The sequence below is a fragment of the Sphaerisporangium sp. NPDC049002 genome, from assembly GCF_040649355.1.
Taxonomy (GTDB): domain Bacteria; phylum Actinomycetota; class Actinomycetes; order Streptosporangiales; family Streptosporangiaceae; genus Sphaerisporangium.
This window is the reverse complement of record NZ_JBEZFH010000467.1, coordinates 1-1,124: the sequence shown is the minus strand read 5'-3', so window position 1 is coordinate 1,124 and position 1,124 is coordinate 1. Positions and strand designations below refer to the sequence as shown.

Sequence of the window (1,124 nt, the reverse complement as noted above, 5' to 3'; positions counted from 1 at the left end):
TCGCCTTTTTAGAGCGCTCTCCCGACCTGATTCGACCATACGCGCAGTAGGCCGGGCCGTCGCCGTGATCCCCGGGCTGCTGATCATCCTGACCGCCACGGCGGTGAACCTCCTCGGGGACTGGCTCTCCGAGCGGCTCGAACGACAGGTGGTGGCCCGATGACGGCGCCGATGCTCACCGTCCGCGATCTCCGGGTCACCTCCGGCTCGGGGGTCATCGTCTCCGGTCTCGATCTCGCCGTGGCCCCCGGCGAGACGGTCGCCATCGTGGGCGAGTCCGGCTCGGGCAAGTCGATGACCGTGAAGGCGCTGGTCGGGCTGCTACCCGAAGGGGTTCACGCCGGCGGGCGGATGGAGCTGGGCGGCAGGCGGCTCGACCTGGCCGCCCGTGGGACGCCGTGGCGCGAGGTCCGGGGGTCGAGGATCGCGCTGCTGCTCCAGGACCCCTTCACCTCGCTGTCCCCGGTCCATCGCTGCGGCGAGCAGATCGGCTGGGCGATCCCCGGCCGGGGGAACCGCGCCGGGCGCGTGGCGCGGCTTCTGGCCGAGGTGGGGCTGTCCGCCGAGGTCGCCGGCAAGTACCCCTTCCAGCTCTCCGGCGGCATGCGCCAGCGAGTGGCCATCGCCGCCGGGCTCGCCGCCGATCCCGACCTGCTGATCGCCGACGAGCCGACCACGGCCCTGGACGTCACCACCCAGCACGAGGTGCTGGAGATCGTCGCCGGACTCCAGCGCGACCGCGGCATGGCACTGATTCTGATCACACACGACCTGCGGCTCGCGCGCAGCCGGGCCGACCGGATCATGGTCATGTACGCCGGTCGGCTGGTCGAGGAGGGACCGACCGCCGACGTGATGGACGCCCCCGCGCATCCGTACACCGCGCGGCTGGCGGCCTGCGACCCCCCGATCACGCACCGGCTCCCGGCCCTGCCGACGATTCCCGGCTCGGTCCCCCGGCCGTCGGCCGTCGGCGCCTCGTGTGCCTTCGCGCCCCGGTGCGATTTCGCCGCCGAGGCGTGCCTCGCGGCGGAGCCGGGATCAACGCCGTGGGGGTCTCCCCGACCGGCGAGGTGGCCAGGTACCCGGCCCTCGGCAAGATCAGCGGGGACTGGGGCGGCGGC

The 1,124-nt window shown here is 73.4% G+C and carries 1 protein-coding gene; it reads left to right on the top strand.

The features are described from left to right. Nucleotides 1–159: 159 nt before the first annotated feature. Nucleotides 160–1,124 (top strand): ABC transporter ATP-binding protein (locus AB0B89_RS36555; RefSeq protein WP_358562411.1); only part of this gene is annotated, 965 nt, incomplete at its 3' end.